Source organism: Agrobacterium vitis, assembly GCF_014926405.1.
GTDB lineage: Bacteria > Pseudomonadota > Alphaproteobacteria > Rhizobiales > Rhizobiaceae > Allorhizobium > Allorhizobium vitis_H.
Window position 1 is genome coordinate 2,915,870 of record NZ_JACXXJ020000005.1, and the last position, 14,134, is coordinate 2,930,003.

The 14,134-nt window shown below is 58.3% G+C and carries 12 protein-coding genes; 4 read left to right on the forward strand and 8 right to left on the reverse strand.

Going from position 1 to position 14,134, the window contains the following annotated elements; all coding sequences use genetic code 11:
* The first annotated feature begins 128 nt into the window (after positions 1-128).
* Positions 129-1,691: a putative bifunctional diguanylate cyclase/phosphodiesterase gene (locus tag IEI95_RS24875; protein WP_234890967.1), complete on the forward strand. Its 1,563-nt coding sequence runs from the start codon at positions 129-131 to the stop codon at positions 1,689-1,691.
* A 111-nt stretch (positions 1,692-1,802) separates the two neighbouring features.
* Positions 1,803-2,795, forward strand: coding sequence for an adenosine kinase (locus IEI95_RS24880; RefSeq protein ID WP_156532429.1), 993 nt, complete (start codon positions 1,803-1,805; stop codon positions 2,793-2,795).
* A gap of 60 nt (positions 2,796-2,855) precedes the next feature.
* Here IEI95_RS24880 and IEI95_RS24885 read toward each other — a convergent pair whose 3' ends face one another.
* Complete coding sequence (locus IEI95_RS24885; protein ID WP_156532430.1) at positions 2,856-3,395, reverse strand: SH3 domain-containing protein; 540 nt, start codon at positions 3,393-3,395, stop codon at positions 2,856-2,858.
* A 288-nt stretch (positions 3,396-3,683) separates the two neighbouring features.
* Between IEI95_RS24885 and IEI95_RS24890 the strand changes: the two genes are divergently transcribed.
* Complete coding sequence (locus IEI95_RS24890) at positions 3,684-4,688, forward strand: 2-hydroxyacid dehydrogenase (protein WP_012654736.1); 1,005 nt, start codon at positions 3,684-3,686, stop codon at positions 4,686-4,688.
* A 79-nt stretch (positions 4,689-4,767) separates the two neighbouring features.
* On the opposite strand, the gene IEI95_RS24895 is transcribed toward IEI95_RS24890, so the two are convergent.
* Genes IEI95_RS24895 through recF form a run of 3 tightly spaced genes read right to left on the reverse strand, consistent with a single transcriptional unit; the run spans position 4,768 to position 7,217 of the window.
* Positions 4,768-5,244, reverse strand: a complete 477-nt coding sequence (locus IEI95_RS24895) for a GNAT family N-acetyltransferase (RefSeq protein WP_081355219.1) — start codon at positions 5,242-5,244, stop codon at positions 4,768-4,770.
* A 42-nt stretch (positions 5,245-5,286) separates the two neighbouring features.
* A complete protein-coding gene (locus IEI95_RS24900) occupies positions 5,287-6,057 on the reverse strand; it encodes a molybdopterin-synthase adenylyltransferase MoeB (RefSeq protein WP_194417362.1) in 771 nt (256 codons plus the stop codon).
* A gap of 35 nt (positions 6,058-6,092) precedes the next feature.
* Positions 6,093-7,217 carry a DNA replication/repair protein RecF gene (gene recF / locus IEI95_RS24905; protein WP_156532432.1) on the reverse strand — a complete coding sequence of 375 codons (1,125 nt, stop codon included), beginning with the start codon at positions 7,215-7,217 and terminating at the stop codon, positions 6,093-6,095.
* Positions 7,218-7,379: 162 nt separating this feature from the next.
* Here recF and IEI95_RS24910 point away from each other — a divergent pair, with 162 nt between their 5' ends.
* Positions 7,380-7,604 carry a SlyX family protein gene (locus tag IEI95_RS24910; RefSeq protein ID WP_156532433.1) on the forward strand — a complete coding sequence of 75 codons (225 nt, stop codon included), beginning with the start codon at positions 7,380-7,382 and terminating at the stop codon, positions 7,602-7,604.
* A 41-nt stretch (positions 7,605-7,645) separates the two neighbouring features.
* On the opposite strand, the gene dnaJ is transcribed toward IEI95_RS24910, so the two are convergent.
* The 4 genes from dnaJ to IEI95_RS24930 all read right to left on the reverse strand — a co-directional run bounded on the left by dnaJ (position 7,646) and on the right by IEI95_RS24930 (position 13,981).
* Entirely contained in the window at positions 7,646-8,788 is a 1,143-nt protein-coding gene (gene dnaJ, locus IEI95_RS24915) for a molecular chaperone DnaJ (RefSeq protein ID WP_012654731.1), read from the reverse strand.
* A 4-nt stretch (positions 8,789-8,792) separates the two neighbouring features.
* Positions 8,793-9,254, reverse strand: a complete 462-nt coding sequence (locus tag IEI95_RS24920; protein ID WP_012654730.1) for a hypothetical protein — start codon at positions 9,252-9,254, stop codon at positions 8,793-8,795.
* Positions 9,254-11,170 (reverse strand): molecular chaperone DnaK, encoded by a 1,917-nt coding sequence (gene dnaK / locus IEI95_RS24925; RefSeq protein ID WP_156532434.1) that lies wholly within the window; start codon positions 11,168-11,170, stop codon positions 9,254-9,256. The genes IEI95_RS24920 and dnaK overlap by 1 nt, the downstream gene beginning before the upstream one ends.
* Before the next feature lie 321 nt (positions 11,171-11,491).
* Positions 11,492-13,981 (reverse strand): transglycosylase domain-containing protein, encoded by a 2,490-nt coding sequence (locus IEI95_RS24930; protein WP_156537852.1) that lies wholly within the window; start codon positions 13,979-13,981, stop codon positions 11,492-11,494.
* Positions 13,982-14,134 lie beyond the last annotated feature (153 nt).

Sequence of the window (14,134 nt, forward strand, 5' to 3'; positions counted from 1 at the left end):
ATTATGCCCATCACATCTGCGTATTTCCTATTTAAGGAATATTTTTAACGGCTATTTCACAGTGATTGTGCTTTCGTCATGACTGGCAAACGGGGTTGACCGTAGCCGGGGAGATCGACAGCGTGAAGATGGCATCTATATTTCGAAACAAGCCAATAAAAGACGGCGCTATATTGCTGAGCGTCGGGGCTGCGATATGGGCCATTGCTATCCAATTCGACTTCCATGAGCATCTCGATGCCTTCCTGCATCGCAATGAAGCCTGGCAACTCGATGAATTTTTCAACGTCGTGACGATTACCGGACTGCTCAGTCTGATCTTCGCCGCGAGGCGCATTGGCGAGCTGAAAGCAGAGATCCGGCTGAGAAACGCCGCCGAAAACAATATGGACTGGCTGGCCCATCACGACGCCCTGACCGGGCTGCCCAATCGTCGGGCCCTGTCCGATCGGCAGGCTGAGATGGAAGCCTTGCAGGATGGACGCCACTGGGTGATCTACTCCATAGATCTCGACGGGTTCAAGAAGGTCAACGACCTCGTGGGCCATCAGGGCGGCGACCTGCTTTTGCGGGAAGTGGCGCAGCGCTTAACGCATGCCTTGCCCAATGCCGATGTCTATCGGATGGGCGGCGATGAATTCCTGTTGGTCAGCCCTCGCCCGGCGAATATGGATTATCGCCATGCGGGCCAGCATATCGCCAGGCTTTTGTGCAATCCTTACGATATTGGCGGCATGACCAGCGAAATCGGTGCCAGTGTTGGTTTTGCGCTGTTTCCGGAAGACAGCGACGACTTCAAGGATGCCACGCACTGCGCCGATGTGGCGATGTATGTCGCCAAGAAAGCCGGGCAGAACAGCGTCTATGGCTTCGAGCGAATCATGGAAGACCGGGTCATGCGGCGGGCCGAAACCGAAATGGCGCTGAAGCGTGCGATCCGTGACAACCTGATCGTTCCCTATTATCAACCTTTGATCGACCTCAAGTCCGGTGAATTGCGTGGATTCGAGGCGTTGGCACGATGGAAAACCGGCCCTAACCACTATGTTCCCCCCAGTGATTTCATCGAATTGGCGGAAACTGCCGGGCTGATTGTCGAGCTGTCGGATAGTCTGTTTCGCCAGGCTTGTCTTGACGCGCTGCAATGGCCCGACACTGTACGGCTGGCCTTCAACATCTCGCCAACGCAATTCATCGACCGCCAGTTGAGCCTGCGGATCATGTCGATCCTGATGGAGACAGGATTTCCACCCAGCCGACTGGAGATCGAGATCACCGAGACAGCGCTGGTGCATGATATCGAACTGGCAACCCAGATCCTGGCGGATCTCCGGCAGAGCGGCATTCGGATTGCCTTGGACGATTTTGGCACGGGCTATTCCAGCCTGTCGCAATTGTCGAAATTCACCTTCGACAAGATCAAGATCGATCGGAGTTTTGTCATGAGCTACGATGTTGACAAAAAACAGGAAGATATCATGCGCGCCATTCTGGGCCTCGGCCAGGGTCTTGGCATTGCCACTACCGCCGAGGGTATCGAGGACGAGAACCAGTTGGCATTTCTGAAAAGCATCGGCTGCGATTTCGGCCAGGGCTTTTTGTTCAGCAAGGCGCTGCCAGCAGAAGAGGCGCTCTCATTAACGACCAAGGATGCCACAATAAAGCCAGATTCGGCAACCGTGGCACGATAGAAACTGAGCTCGATAGCCGGCGGGGCCATTCAGGCCGGCAATTTTATCTTTCCTGAACGCCAAAATTCGCTAAGAGCTTATCGTAATATCAATGGACGGATTCAGCCTCCCATGACGCAATTTGACGTGCTCACCATCGGCAACGCTATCGTTGACATCATCTCCCGCTGTGAGGATCAGTTCCTGGAAGAAAACGGCATCGTCAAAGGCGCCATGAACCTGATCGATGCGGAGCGCGCCACACGGCTCTACAGCTTGATGGGGCCAGCCATCGAGGCCTCCGGCGGCAGTGCGGGCAATACGGCGGCAGGCATTGCGAGTTTTGGCGGCAAGGCGGCCTATTTCGGCAAGGTAGCCGAAGACGAATTGGGTGAAATTTTCGCCCATGACATTCGCGCCCAGGGCGTTCATTACCAGACCACGGCCAAGGGCCAGCATCCGCCAACCGCTCGCTGCATGATTTTCGTCACCGAAGACGGCGAGCGCTCGATGAACACCTATCTCGGCGCTTGCGTGGAGTTCGGTCCTGAAGATGTCGAGCCGGAGGTGGTGAAACAGGCCAAGGTCACCTATTTCGAAGGCTATCTCTGGGACCCGCCGCGTGCCAAGCAGGCGATTGTCGATTGCGCCCGCATTGCCCATGAGCATGGACGGGAGATGTCGATGACCCTGTCCGACAGTTTCTGCGTGCATCGCTACCGCGCCGAATTCCTCGACCTGATGCGCTCAGGCACCGTCGACATCGTGTTTGCCAATCGGCAGGAAGCGCTTGCCCTCTATGAGACGGAGGATTTCGACGCAGCGCTAGAGCAGATCGCCAAGGATTGCAAACTGGCCGCCGTGACCATGAGCGAAGAGGGAGCGATGATCGTCCGCGGCAGCGAGCGCATCCATGTGCCTGCCACCACCATCGCCGAACTGGTCGACACGACCGGTGCTGGCGATCTGTTCGCCTCCGGTTTTCTCTACGGCTATACGCAGGGGCGATCTCTGGAAGAGTGTGGCAAGCTCGGTTGCCTGGCAGCCGGTCTGGTCATCCAGCAGATGGGACCGCGACCGCTGGCCTCGCTGCAAGAAGCAGCCGCCGAAGCAGGGCTTATTTAAAAGGCCCGCTTATGGGAAGCCTTACGTTATCTAGAGGCTCCCCTTATTTGAAGGCTTCTCTTACTTGAAGGCCTCTCCGGGATAGGCGCCCCAGACTTCCCCCTGGGCGACCCATCCTTTGGTGCCGTCCACTTCGGCGCGGCACCAATTGCCATTGCATTCCAGCAGCTTCATCAGCACGCCGGGTTGAAGCTTGGCGACCACGCCCGCCCCGGCCTGCCCATCGCGGCGCATATTGACATAGATATCGTCGCCCTTGCCCTTCATCCACGGTGCTGCAAGCGCACTGCGTTCGCCGGACAGCAATGTCTGGTTCACCCAGCCTTCGGTGCCATCGGCGTCGCGAATGCGCCGCCAATTGTCATATTCCTGAATGATTTCAACCGGCAATCCTGACCGTGTATACATCCAGGACGTGGCATAATCCGTGCTGGGGCCAATGCGCAGATTGACCCTTGCCGATTTCAACGTCACGAAACGCGGCAGAGGCAGACCGCTCATGCCCTTGGTTGGACCTTGCGCGACGGCGGCGCCTGCCCATATGACACAGAGAGCGGCGATGAAAGGAATGAGACAGGAGCGTTTGAACCCGTTGGGCATGGCATTTCCGTTGATCGATCGATAAAACGAAACCCGAAGCCCCCGCCAGCGGTTCCGTCGCTTGTATGTGATCCTTAACGGCGAAGATATAATTGTCTTCCCGAACAGGTTTGATAGAAATAAGCCGGACTGCGCAATATCTCTCTCGACCATAATGGCTCGAGAATAATAGTGCGGAGCTGGCGAAACCTCTTGAAACATCCGTCCCGCGCCAGCGACGCGCGACGACTGGCCGGAATCATCGCCTGTGTTGGTTAAGGACCTGTTTACAAAGCATCGAAAGTCTTCATGACCCAGCGGAAAAAGACCAAGGTTTACATCACGCGCAAACTGCCGGACGCAGTGGAAACCCGCATGCGGGAATTGTTCGAGGCAGAGTTGAACATTGACGACACGCCGCGCAGCCGGGACGCCCTGATGGATGCGGTGAAAACCTGTGATGTTCTGGTGCCGACCGTGACCGACCGAATCGATGCCGGATTGATCGAGGCGGCTGGCCCGCAACTGAAACTGATTGCCAGTTTTTCCAACGGCACCGACCATATCGATGTCGATGCCGCGGCCCGCAAGGGCATTACCGTGACCAATACGCCGAATGTGCTGAGCGAAGATACCGCCGACATGACCATGGCGCTGATTCTCGCCGGCCCACGGCGCCTGGCGGAAGGCTCGCGCATTCTGACCGACCAGCCCGGCGAATGGGCCGGATGGTCGCCGACCTGGATGCTGGGACGGCGGATCTGGGGCAAGCGGATCGGCATTGTCGGCATGGGCCGGATCGGCACCGCGGTCGCCAGGCGGGCCAAGGCGTTCGGACTTGCTATCCACTATCACAACCGCAAACGGGTCAGCCCGCAGACGGAAGATGAGCTGGAGGCAACCTATTGGGACAGTCTGGACCAGATGCTGGCGCGGGTCGACATCGTCTCGGTCAATTGTCCATCCACACCGGCCACCTACCATCTGCTTTCGGCCCGGCGCTTGGCGCTGATGCAACCAACCAGCTATATCGTCAATACCGCCCGGGGCGGCATTATCGACGAGAGTGCCCTCATTCAATGCATCCGTGACGGCAAGATCGCGGGCGCAGGTCTGGATGTGTTCGAGAATGAACCGGCGGTCAATCCGAAGCTGCTGAAGCTGGCGGAAGACGGCAAGGTCGTGTTGCTGCCGCATATGGGATCGGCGACGATTGAAGGCCGGATCGATATGGGTGACAAGGTGATCATCAATATCCGCACCTATTTCGATGGCCACAGGCCACCGAACCGGGTTTTGCCGGGGCGCGACTGATCACAGATGCTTTCATAAAAGGCTTGAGATAGTCGAAACCGAAATACGAACAGCCATGTTCAATGGCTGTTCGTATCAATCAGACGAGTGGCTTTTCCATCAGAACGAACGTCGCCCGGTCATAACCGGGATGGCTTTTTTCCCCGACAACATGGAAGCCCCATTTTTCGAAGCGCTTGTGATTGTTATCAAGCTCGATACGGGTTTCCAATTGCAAGTGCCTGACACCACAGGCATGAGCAACACCTTCTGCCGCTTTCAGCATGGCGCGGCCAATCCCTTGCCCTTGAAGGCCCGGAAGAACGGCGACTTTGCCGACATAGAGCCTGTCTGCCTCGCTCTGGCGGCAGAACAGACAGCCGACCAGCTTGCCATCGATCAGGGCGGCATAACCGATTTCCTCATGCGCCTTGGCTTTCAGGGCTTCCGCCGTCAGCTTCAACGCCGAAGACGGCGGATCGATCAGCGGATGCATGTAGTCGAAAGCTTCCAGCACCAGGGCCAGAAGATCATCCCAATTTTCAAAATGCTCGTCGATCTGAATGATCTCGACCATGGTCAGCCTTTCCTGTTCCTGTCATCGCTCTGGCCTGTTTTGTCATGGCGCGGACCTGTTGCTGTCACGACGCCGGTAGCGCACCGTGTCGAACCGAGCGGACAGGGCATCATACATTAGCAGACGTCCTACTAACGGTTCCCCAATGCCGGTAATAAGTTTGATCGCTTCCATGGCCATCAAGGTGCCGATCACCCCGGTCAGCGCACCGATAATGCCGGTCTCGGCGCAGGTGGGAATGAGACCGGCAGGCGGCTTTTCCGGAAAAAGATCGCGGTAACCAGGATAGAGCACCCCATCCGGTCCAGTCTCATAGGGTTTCAGCACTGTCAGCGAGCCTTCAAAACGCCCCACAGCACCCGTCACCAATGGGCGGCAATGCTGTTGTCCGGCATCGGCGGCGGCATAGCGGCTGTCGAAATTGTCCGAACCGTCGATCAGCAGATCGAACCGGGGCAGATGCGTTGCCGCAAAATCCGCATCGAAGCGCTGCTCGAACCGCATCACCCGCACATGTGGATTGAGCCTGGCAATGGCCTTTGCCGCGCTCTCCGTCTTCAGATCGTTCAGCGTGCCGCTGTCATGGATCACCTGCCGTTGCAGGTTGGAGAGCGAGACGTGGTCGTCATCGGCAATACCCAGCGTGCCGATACCGGCTGCGGCCAGATATTGCAGCACGGGCGCACCAAGCCCGCCTGCGCCAATCACCAGCACGCGGGCGGCTTTCAGCTTCTGCTGGCCTGCCCCGCCGATTTCCGGCAACAGGATGTGGCGTTGATAACGCTGGATTTCTTCGGGTGAAAGCGGCTCCATGGCCTGTTGTCGCATGTCTTTGGCTTTCCGAACAGTCACAATGACAGATGGCCGTCATCCACTGTGACGAATTGTGCCCGATCGCCCAGACTTGCAAACATCTGCGCATCGGTGCCGGTCATGAAGGCCTGGCCGCCAAGCACATCGATCCGGTCGAACAGGGCAGCGCGGCGGCCCTCGTCGAGATGGGCGGCAATTTCATCCAAAAGCAGGATCGGCGCAAAGCCGGTCATCGTCGCCACCAGTTCGGCATGGGCAAGAATCAGGCCGATCAGCAGAGCCTTCTGCTCGCCGGTCGAGCAACGCTCGGCTTCCATGTCCTTTTCCCGGTGACGGACCAGAAGATCGCTGCGATGCGGCCCCTCCAGCGTGCGGCCTGCCGCTGCATCCCTGCCCCTGGAACCGGCCAGACTGTCGCGATAGGTGTCTTCGAGATCGATAGCCACCGTGCCTGCATGGTCATCCATGAAGCCCGACAGCATCAGGTCTGCCCCCGGAAAAGTTTCAGGCTCCCGTCGCTGCTCGATAAGAGCGGCCAGCAACCGCATCATTTCCTGACGGGCGAGCGCCATGGCAATGCCGAGCGCCGCCATCTGCTGCTCGATCCCGGCAAGCCAGCTGGCATCAAAACGACCTTCGGAGAGCAGTTTGTTGCGGCTGCGCATGGCGCGCTCAAAGTCGCTGGCGCGACGGCCATGCTGTGGATCGATCGACAGGACCAGCCGATCCAGAAACCGGCGCCGCTCGGAAGAGGAGCCGGTAAAGAGACCGTCCATGGCGGGCGTCAGCCACAGGACGCGCAGATGATCGGTCAATTCATCGACGGAGCGCACCGAGGCGCCATTGATGCGCAGACGCCGCACCGCCGTCTCGTCCAGAACCTCCGAACCGGTGCCAAGCTCCACGTCTCCGGCCATGCCCTCCAGGCTGGCAAAAATCGAAAATCCGCTTGCCGCACCGGCCCGCGCCACATCGGACAGCACCGCCCGGCGCAGCCCGCGCCCCGGCGACAGAAAGGAAACCGCTTCCATCAAATTGGTCTTGCCGGAACCATTATTGCCGGTCAGCACCACATGGCGGCCATCGAGCCGCAAGGAGGCGGAGCCGTAATTGCGGAAATCTGTCAGCTGCAGCCGGTTGATGAAGGTTTTTTCAGCCATACATTCCCATATCAAATCGTCTCACGGGACAAAGCTGTAGTGTCATATGTAAGACACGAAAAAAGCTGTATCATTTTATTGTCCGCATCAAGCCCAAAGCAATTCCGTTTCAGGCAATTATGCAGTAGCTCGTCCTGACGAAGACAATGGCAGGAGTACAGCATGGCTAGCGCGAAAGACGCCGACGCAGAAGACCGCCTGATCCGGCTTGAGGAAACGGTTGCCTATCAGGCCAAGACCATCGAAGAGCTTTCAGATCAGTTGACCGAGCAGTGGAAAGTGGTGGAGCAGACGCGGGCCAAGCTTGATCGGCTGACGGAACGGTTTCTCAGCCTCGAAGACCAAGCAGCGGACAGTGTACCGATCACCAAGCCTCCACATTATTGACCGTGGAAAAGGCCGATGCGAAGCGCACCGGCCTTTTTTCATCAACCCTCGAAGAACTCTTTCATCCGGGCGAAAAATCCAGTCGATTCTGGATTGTTCTCCTTGGACGAGATCTGGTCGAATTCCTGCAGCAACTCGCGTTGGCGCTTGGTGAGCTTCTGCGGCGTCTCGATCTGGATCTGTATGTAGAGATCACCCATCTGCGCCGAGCGCAGCACCGGCATGCCCTTGCCCTTCAAACGGAACTGCTTGCCGGGTTGCGTACCTTCCGGCACGGTGACCCGCGACTTGGTTCCATCCAGCGTGGTCACGTCGAACGTGCCGCCGAGTGCAGCGGTTGTCATCGAGATCGGCACGGAGCAGTAGAGATCGGCACCTTCGCGCTGGAAGAACTGGTGCGGCTTGACCGACAGGAAAATATAGAGATCGCCTGACGGCCCACCTCGCAAGCCCGCTTCGCCCTCGCCCTGAAGACGAATGCGTGTCCCATCCTCGATACCGGACGGAATGGAAACGGACAGCTGACGCTCTTCCGTGACGCGGCCCTGGCCATGGCATTTGCCGCAGGGATCGCTGATCGTCTGGCCCCGGCCCTGACAGGTCGGGCAGGTCCGCTCAATGGAAAAGAAGCCCTGGGCAGCCCGCACCCGTCCAGACCCCTGGCAGGTGGCGCAGGTGGTCGGCTTGGTGCCGGGCTTGGCGCCCGAACCGGAACAGACTTCGCAGGTAATCGAGGTCGGAACCCGGATTTGCGCCGTCTTGCCAGTAAAGGCTTCTTCCAGCGAAATTTCCATATTGTAGCGCAGGTCGGCACCACGTTCACGGCCGCCGGTGGAGCGTCCACGCGCGTTGCCGCCACGACCGCCGCCCATCATCTCGCCAAAGATGTCCTCGAAAATATCCGAGAATCCACCGCCGGCAAAACCACCGCCGCCGCCAGCGCTGCCCATGCCACCCTGCTCAAAGGCAGCGTGGCCGAAACGGTCATAAGCGGCCCGTTTTTGCGGGTCCTTCAGCGTTTCATAGGCCTCGTTAATTTCCTTGAACTTCCGCTCGGATTCGGCATCACCAGGATTTTTGTCCGGGTGAAACTTCATCGCCAGCTTGCGGAAGGCGCTTTTCAGCTCTTTTTCATCTGCGGTTTTGGAGACACCGAGGGTCTCGTAGAAATCTGCTTTTGCCATCGTCCTACAAAGCTCTCAAAGCTTTTTCCACACCCGCGTGGTTGCTTGTCTTCTGTCCCACCTGCGCGTCGCAGGCAGACATGTCCCTGTTAAAATCTGCCGCCGCCTGGCGGGCATCATCCATCAGCATTTTTCGCGCCGCGCCCTTTTGCGTGACCGCCTCCGACAGCGACATGCCGGCAAAGCCCAAGGAGTGGGCCGCCAGATCGCAGGAAGAGACCTGCCCACCGGACTTCTTGCGCTTCAAGGCATCCTCGATCAGCGGACCGAGACCACCAACGGTTCGCCGCAAAAGCGCCGTATCCCGTTTGGCAATCGCCTGGAGGATAGACGCTTCGGCAGCACTGACTTTCTGGTGAACATCGGCGCCCGCTGCCGCATGCGCGGCGAGGCACCCTGCCAAAGCAAACGCGGCTGGCCCGAAGGCCAGCCATCTCACAAAGGTATGACGCCGCGAATTCCGCATCAAGCAGACTTCTTCGTGTTGTCGTCCTTCACTTCTTCATAGTCGGCATCGACGATGCCGTCATCATGGTGACCACTTGGCCCACCCTCGGCACCGCCTTCGGCCTGCTGGGACTCGTAGATCGCCTGACCAAGCTTCATGGACACTTCCATCAAGGTCTGGGTCTTGGTCTGAATGTCCTCGGCATTCGGTTCCGAGGTTTCAATCGAAGACTTCAGGGCAGCAATAGCATCCTCGATCGCCTTCCGGTCGTCTGCGGAGACCTTGTCGCCATAATCCTTCACCGACTTCTCGGTGGAATGGATCAAGCTTTCAGCCTGGTTCTTGGCTTCGACCACAGCGCGACGATTCTTGTCGGCCTCAGCATTGGCTTCGGCGTCCTTGACCATCTTCTCAATATCAGCATCCGACAGACCACCGGAGGCCTGAATGCGGATCTGCTGTTCCTTGCCAGTGCCCTTGTCCTTGGCGGATACCTGCACAATACCGTTGGCGTCGATATCGAAGGTCACTTCGATCTGTGGAACGCCGCGGGGTGATGGTGGCAGACCAACCAGGTCGAACTGGCCGAGCAGCTTGTTGTCCTGCGCCATTTCGCGCTCGCCCTGCGATACGCGGATGGTCACGGCCTGCTGGTTGTCGTCAGCGGTCGAGAACACCTGGCTCTTCTTGGTCGGGATCGTCGTGTTACGGTCGATCAGACGAGTGAAGACACCGCCGAGGGTTTCAATGCCGAGCGACAGCGGGGTCACGTCGAGCAACAACACGTCCTTAACGTCGCCCTGCAGAACGCCAGCCTGAATGGCAGCACCCATGGCAACCACTTCGTCCGGGTTCACACCCTTGTGTGGTTCCTTGCCGAACAGCTGCTTCACAACTTCCTGCACCTTTGGCATACGGCTCATGCCGCCAACCAGAACAACTTCATCAATGTCAGCGGCGGTGACGCCAGCGTCCTTGAGGGCTGCCTTGCACGGTGCAACAGTGCGCTGAACCAGATCGTCCACCAGGTTTTCAAACTTGGCGCGGGTCAGCTTCATGGTCAAATGCTTTGGACCAGAAGCGTCAGCCGTGATGAACGGCAGGTTGATTTCGGTCTGCTGCGACGAGGACAGTTCGATCTTGGCCTTTTCAGCGGCTTCCTTCAGGCGCTGCAGAGCGAGCTTGTCGTTCTTGAGCTCAATGCCCTGTTCCTTCTTGAACTCAGCAGCCAAATATTCAACCAGACGCATGTCAAAGTCTTCACCACCGAGGAAGGTGTCACCGTTGGTGGACTTCACTTCGAACACGCCATCACCGATTTCCAGAACGGAAATATCGAACGTACCACCGCCCAAGTCGTAAACGGCAATGGTCTTGCCTTCGGTCTTGTCGAGGCCATAAGCCAAGGCAGCAGCCGTTGGCTCGTTGATGATGCGCAGAACTTCGAGACCAGCGATGCGGCCTGCATCTTTGGTGGCCTGACGCTGAGCGTCATTGAAGTAAGCGGGAACGGTGATAACGGCCTTTTCGACCTTTTCGCCGAGATAGGCTTCTGCGGTTTCCTTCATCTTCTGCAGGATCATCGCAGAAATCTGGGCAGGCGAATAGCCTTTGCCCTGAGCTTCGACCCAAGCATCACCATTGTCGCCCTTGATGATCGGAAACGGCACGAGGCCCTTGTCCTTTTCAACGGTCGGATCTTCGTAGCGGCGGCCAATCAGGCGCTTGACAGCGAAGAGCGTGTTGGTGGGGTTTGTCACCGCCTGGCGCTTGGCCGGCTGGCCGACAAGGCGCTCACCATCGTCCGAAAAAGCCACCATGGACGGCGTGGTCCGCGCGCCCTCTGAATTTTCAATGACCTTCGCATCCTTGCCGTCCATGACAGAAACGCAGGAATTGGTCGTTCCAAGGTCGATACCGATTACTTTTGCCATTTTATTCTCTCCTTGAAGCAGGCTGTCCGAACCCCGACAGGCATTCCAGTGACAGCCCCTCGACGTGGATTGTGGTCTACGGGATTGCGCAGCGACGCTGCCTTATGCGGGCTATATAAGAACCGAAATTTACGACTGCAAGGCACCAAATTCACACCAACCACCAAGTTTACGCATTTCCCGCAAAACAAGGTATTGCGGATGGTGCCAAGGTGAACAAGCCATACAACCGGGAGCCAAATCCCATCAGATGTGGCAGGCATTGCTTGCCTGGAGCCTACGGCACGATCAAGGCGTCATAGCACATATAAAATCCAGCCGTTACCGTCCCATGATCACATCCAGCAGCGTGGTCTTTCCATCGCCATGGCTCTGCGCGCGGGGCTGTTGTCCTTCACCGACATCGGCCGGAGGCGCATAGCCGCCATCAGCACCATAAGGATTACTGTCCGGATCTTCACCCGGATAGCCATCCTCAGCCATGGGATCGTTGCGACGCAAAGCACCCGGCGGGACCCGACCTTCCAGAACGGCACCATCGCGTGGATTGACCGGCGGACGAGGTTGCACGGGGGCCTGACCCGGGATTTGACCCTGGTTCTGGCTTGGCATCTGGCGCGCCTGGGGCGGATAAGCCGGGCTGACATTATCGGGCGCATTGCCGGACAGCGGACCCGGCGTGTTGGCAGGCGCTGGTGGCGCCGGCGGATAGCTGTTTTCCTGATCAGCAGGGGCAGGCGTGGACGGCGTGCCGGACAGGACCTGCTGGATCATCGTCGTCAGCGACGGACTTTCCTCGGTCTGTGGCGTCGGATCGCCAAACAACGGCACGGGTGTTAGCCCTTTATGGGCAACCGTCATGAAATCCTTCCAGGTCTTGGCAGGAAGACCGCCGCCGGTCACCTTCTTCATCGGCGCCCCGTCGTCATTGCCGAACCACACGCCGGTGGTGAGATTGCTGGTAAAGCCGACAAACAGCGCGTCGCGGAACGACTGTGTCGTTCCGGTCTTGCCAGCCGCTTGCCAGTTCTTGAGCTTGGCGGCCTTGCCGGTGCCCTCGGTCATCACAGATTCCATCATTCGGGTCATCTGCCCAACAACCTGCTGATTGAGCACCCGCGGCGGCTCGCCGTAGTCGGCTGTATAAAGCACCTTGCCATCGGCATCGGCAATCTGGCTGATCACATGCGGGGTTGCCTTGTAGCCGCCATTCATGAAGGGCGCATAGGCTGCCGTCAGCTCCAGCAGCGACACTTCCGAGGTGCCGAGCGCAATCGACGCATTGCTTTGCAGATCCGATTCGACACCGAGCCGGTGGGCAAGCTTGATCACTTGATCCGGGCCAACCTCCATGACCAGCTGGGCGGCAATGGTGTTGAGCGAATGGGCGAGCGCGTAGGAAAGCGTCACCGGTCCATTGTATTTCTGCTCGTAGTTTTCAGGGGTCCAATTGCCAATCTTCACCGGACCGTCATTGCGGACAGTGCTGGGCGTATCGCCGATTTCCATGGCGGCGGCATAAACGAAGGGCTTGAAAGCCGAACCGGGCTGGCGCTTGGCCGTCACGGCCCGATTGAACTGACTGGTCGCATAATCCCGACCACCGACCAAAGCACGCACCGCGCCATTGCCATCGATGGCGACAAGAGCCGCTTGCGAGGCATTGGATTTCTTGCCGTCCTTGTCCAGCGTGGCAGCAATTGCGGCCTGCGCCGCATCCTCCAGCGTCGGATCGATGGTCGTGGTGACGACAATGTCCTGTTTGACCTCGCCGATCAGCCCTTTCAACTGGCCCGCCACCATGTCGGCCACATATTGGCCTGCACCATCGGCCTGCCGCTTGGCGTGGTCCGGGGACTGTTTCATGGCGCGGTCGAAGTCGCTGTCCGTGATGTAGCCCTGTTCGCGCATGGCGCCCAGCACGACCTTGGCCCGATCCTGGGCCGGCTTTGGATCGTTGACCGGCGACAGCCGCGACGGCGCCTGAACCAACCCGGCCAAAAGCGCCGCTTCGCCCAGATTGACGTCACGCGCGGAGGTATTGAAATAGCGCCGCGATGCCGCTTCGACGCCATAGGCATTGTCACCAAAATAGACCCGGTTCAGATACATGGCCAGGATCTGATCCTTGGTATATTTCTGCTCCAGCCACAGCGATAGCAGCACTTCCTGTACTTTGCGCTCAAAGGTCTTCTTGGGCGACAGAAACAGGTTTCGGGCCAATTGCTGGGTGATGGTCGATCCGCCCTGAGCCTTATGGCCCAGCAGAATATTGGTGACGAAGGCGCGGCCAACCCCGATGAAATCGACACCGAAATGGTGGTAAAACCGCTTGTCCTCAATCGCCACGATCGCTTCCGGCAGATAGGGCGACATTTCATCGATGGACAAGGCTTCGCCACCGGTGACACCGCGATTGGCGATCAATGCGCCATCGACAGAGACAATCTTGATATTCGGCGCGCGGGCCGGCACGGTCCAGGAACTGGCGCTTGGCATCTGGGCGGCAAAATAGATGACCAGGCCAACGACGCCGATCGTTCCCCATATACCCAGCACCACGCACCAGTAGAACAGCCTGCGGATACCACCAAAGAGGCCGCCGGACTGAACTTTCTCACGTTTCGGGCGCGGATCGGCAACCTCTCTCGACCGTTTGGAACTGGTGGCTGGCATTTTTTTCCCACCCGAGGCCGTGCGTCCGCCGAGCACGCGATCATTGCTGTCGAGCCTGATCTCGTCACCATCCTCATTCTCAGCGTCGCCAAGCCTGGGCTCAATGCGGTTTCGTGACTTTTTCATGCCTGCCATGGCGCGAGGGCCGTTCTCCAGAAGGGTGCCAGAAAGGTAATCATAGGGGCTGCTTCAATCCCTGCTTATAATGTCTTGGGCATGGATGGAAGACGGATGGGACGAGCAATGCATGTCCGTTGATTCCATCCCATTGCGTTCTTTTCGAGAACC